The following is a 3,239-nucleotide window of genomic DNA, read 5'->3' as shown; positions in this document are numbered from 1 at the left end:
AGTCGGGCTGGAACGCCGCGCGCGGATCCGGCTGGGCACCGACGATGACGGGCGCGGGCCTGGGCGGATCGACGGTGATCGGACCGCCCCCGGTGCCGGCCCCCGACGACGGCAGGCCGAGATCGGTCGGCGGCAGTTTCGGCAAGTCGAACGTGCCCATCGGCAGCGCATCGGTCGGCGTGCGGACATCGGGGATCGGCGTGACGACCATCGCCTCGCGCGGCGTCGTCGCGGCCTTCGTTTCCTTCACCGGCTCGGGCTTGATGGGTTCGGGCGGCGGGACGATCGGCACGTCGTAGCTGGTGAAGCGCTTCTCGATATGCGTGGCGATATCGGGGGCGGAGAACAGCAGCGCGCCGACCAGCACGGCATTGATGCCGATGGCCGCAGTCAGGCTGACGGGGTTGGGTTTCGAACGCTCGTACCGATCGGCATACATCACGTCTCTCCTTGGTCGAACTCCCTGCCGGACCATCCGGCTGTATCGTGATGTTACACCATATCAAAGTGAGCTCAAGCGATGATTGTGGCTCGCATGGGCAATGTTCGGGAAGTTAGCCTGCCGCTGCGTCCAGCCGCGCGATTGCGCGGTCGCGACCGATCAGCGGCAGCAGCGCGGCCATGTCCGGCCCGTGATCGCGCCCCGTCAGCGCGCGCCGCAACGGCAGGAACAACGGCTTGCCCTTGCGCCCGCTCGCTGCCTTCAGCACGCCCGTCAGCGCGTGCCACGGGTCGGCACTCCAATCGATGTCGCGCGCGGTCGCTGCGGCCTGGGCCAGGAAGGCGCGATCCTCGTCCGCCGTCTCGCCATCGACCGGCCCCTCGACGACGTGCCACCAGTCGGCCGCATCGGCGACACGTTCCAGGTTCGGGCGAATCGCCTCCCATCCGGCCGCGGTCATGCCGGCGGGCAAGCGATCGGCAACCGCGTCGAACGGCAGCTGGTGGATGACCTTGGCATTGACGCCGGCCAGCTCGCCCTCGTCGAACCGCGCTGGCGCGCGGCCGAACTGCGCGAAGTCGAACGCGGCGATCAGCGGAGCGTAATCGACCACCGGCTCGACCGGCGCGCTGGTGCCGATGCGCGCCAGCAGCGATACGATGGCCTGCGGCTCAGTTCCCTCGTCCCGGAAATGCGCGACGCCCAGCGAGCCCAGGCGCTTCGACAGCTTGCCTTCGCTTCCCGTCAGCAGCGCTTCATGGGCGAAGGCGGGCGGCGCGGCGCCCAGGCTTGCGAACATCTGCACCTGCGCGGCTGTGTTCGACACGTGATCCTCGCCGCGCACGACATGAGTGATGCCCATGTCGATATCGTCAATGACGCTCGGCAACAGATAGAGCCACGATCCGTCGGCGCGCCGCACGACCGGATCGCTCATCGTCGCGGGATCGAAGCGCTGGGGCCCGCGGATCAGGTCGTCCCAGGTGATCGGCCCTCCCGACAGGCGGAACCGCCAGTGCGGGCGCACCCCTTTCGCCGCCAGCGACGCACGGTCGTCGTCGCTCAGGGCGAGCGCGGCGCGGTCGTAGATCGGCGGGAGCCCACGGCCGAGCTGGATCTTGCGCTTCAGGTCCAGCTCCTGCGGCGTCTCATACGCCGGATACACGCGACCGCTCGCCACCAGCTCGGCGAATCGTGCCTCGTAGAGCGAAACCCGCGCCGACTGCCGCTCCTCGCCGTCCGGCACCAGCCCCAGCCAGGCGAGGTCGGCGCGGATCGCCGCGACGAACCGCTCTTCGCTGCGCTCGCCATCGGTATCGTCGATCCTGAGCAGGAACCGCCCGCCGTGCTTGTTCGCCCACATCCAGTTGTGGAGCGCGGTGCGCAGGTTGCCGACGTGAAGGTGGCCGGTCGGCGACGGCGCGAAGCGAGTGACGATCATGGGCCTGCCTGTAGGCGCGGGGCGCCATCGGCACTAGCCGTCACGGGACCGTCACAGTAAGGGGACGCGCGAGTTCGCGGGAGCCTTCTGATTTATGAAACTGATCGCCGGTAATTCGAACACACCGCTCGCCCAGGCGATCGCCGATTATTGCGAGATTCCGCTGACCAAGGCGAACGTCCGCCGCTTCGCCGACGAGGAGATTTTCGTCGAGGTGCTGGAAAACGTCCGCGGCGAGGACGTGTTCGTCCTCCAGTCGACGTCCTATCCGGCGAACGACAACCTCATGGAGACGCTGATCATCATCGATGCGCTGAAGCGCGCGTCGGCGAAGCGGATCACCGCGGTGCTTCCGTATTTCGGCTATGCCCGCCAGGACCGCAAACCCGGGCCGCGCACGCCGATCTCGGCCAAGCTGGTGGCGAACCTCATCACCACGGCGGGTGCCGACCGCGTGCTCTCGGTCGATCTCCACGCCGGGCAGATCCAGGGCTTCTTCGACATCCCGACCGACAACCTGTTCGCGGCACCGGTGATGTCGGCCGATATCCGTAGTCGGCATCCGGATGCGAACTGGATGGTGGTCTCGCCCGACGTCGGCGGCGTCGTCCGCGCTCGCGCGCTGTCGAAGCGCCTCGACAATGCGCCGTTGGCCATCGTCGACAAGCGCCGCGAGCGCGCCGGTGAATCGGAGGTCATGAACATCATCGGTGAGGTCGAGGGGCGCTTCTGCATCCTGATCGACGATATCGTCGATTCGGCCGGCACGCTCTGCAACGCCGCCGCGGCGCTGAAGGCCGCGGGGGCGGAAGACGTCGTCGCCTATGTGACGCACGGCGTCCTGTCGGGCGGGGCGGTCGCCCGCGTTGACGGTTCGGCGCTCAGCGAGCTCGTGATCACCGATTCGATCGGCAACCACGAGACGATCGCCCAGTCCGTTAAGGTGCGCCATCTGACGATCGCGCCGCTGCTTGCCGAAGCGATCCGGCGGATCGCCGACGAAACTTCGGTGTCCAGCCTGTTCGACTGAGGTCAGCCACAGCCGATGCGGGAAGGGGCGTGCGGGGATCCGCGCTCCTCTTCGTTTTTCTGAGGCGCGGGGGAGCGCCAATGACGAGCGGACAGCAGGAAAGTTGCAGGGGCCCGCAAGAAAATTCGAAAAGGCGGATTTTTCCTGTTGACCGAATCTGAGACCGAGCATAGAAGCCACTCCACCGACGCGGTGAGCCACTTGGCAGCGCTGCTACGGTCGCCAAAAACCAGATACTCGGGGCCTTCCGGAAGGAGGGTTGATTGAACGTCGGTATTTTTGTCGGCTCTTTGAAATTGTTGATGAGATGAAGGGACATGTGGGCG

General features: G+C 66.8%; 3 protein-coding genes and 1 pseudogene. 1 reads left to right on the top strand and 3 read right to left on the bottom strand.

The window, feature by feature from the left end:
• Window positions 1–442, bottom strand: a pseudogene (locus ASE86_RS16175) (hypothetical protein); the annotation flags it as partial.
• A gap of 112 nt (window positions 443–554) precedes the next feature.
• Window positions 555–1,883 (bottom strand): glutamate--tRNA ligase, encoded by a 1,329-nt coding sequence (locus ASE86_RS00010; RefSeq protein WP_056421505.1) that lies wholly within the window; start codon window positions 1,881–1,883, stop codon window positions 555–557.
• A gap of 94 nt (window positions 1,884–1,977) precedes the next feature.
• Here ASE86_RS00010 and ASE86_RS00005 point away from each other — a divergent pair, with 94 nt between their 5' ends.
• Window positions 1,978–2,913: a ribose-phosphate pyrophosphokinase gene (locus ASE86_RS00005; protein ID WP_056421504.1), complete on the top strand. Its 936-nt coding sequence runs from the start codon at window positions 1,978–1,980 to the stop codon at window positions 2,911–2,913.
• A gap of 2 nt (window positions 2,914–2,915) precedes the next feature.
• On the opposite strand, the gene ASE86_RS16345 is transcribed toward ASE86_RS00005, so the two are convergent.
• Window positions 2,916–3,239 (bottom strand): hypothetical protein (locus ASE86_RS16345; RefSeq protein ID WP_235523938.1); only part of this gene is annotated, 324 nt, incomplete at its 5' end.

It is taken from the genome of Sphingomonas sp. Leaf33 (assembly GCF_001421785.1).
Taxonomy (GTDB): Bacteria; Pseudomonadota; Alphaproteobacteria; order Sphingomonadales; family Sphingomonadaceae; genus Sphingomonas.
Note: the sequence above shows the minus strand (reverse complement) of the source record. Positions and strands in the feature narration are given on the sequence as shown.